This window comes from Paraburkholderia sp. SIMBA_030 (genome assembly GCF_046535245.1).
Taxonomy (GTDB): domain Bacteria; phylum Pseudomonadota; class Gammaproteobacteria; order Burkholderiales; family Burkholderiaceae; genus Paraburkholderia.
The window spans coordinates 1-211 of record NZ_JAWRXB010001873.1; the positions used below are offsets into that span (position 1 = coordinate 1).

Sequence of the window (211 nt, forward strand, 5' to 3'; positions counted from 1 at the left end):
TGGTCCAGTGCGCCCCGCTATCGATGCTGTACTGTACGGTCGCGCCGCTCTCGACACCACCGAGGGTCAGGGTACCGACGCTGGTCACATGATCGGTGGCGCTGCTGCCCGAGTCGGTGGCGAGCGCCACCCCCGGTGCGGCGGCCGACGTGTCGAGCGTAAAGCTGAAGCTGGTTGCGGCCGACACATTGCCGGCCACGTCGGTCTGCCG

General features: G+C 68.7%; 1 protein-coding gene. It reads right to left on the reverse strand.

From position 1 onward, the window contains the following. Window positions 1-211: hypothetical protein (locus SB772_RS46490; protein WP_410839332.1), on the reverse strand; the 211-nt coding region annotated here is incomplete at both ends.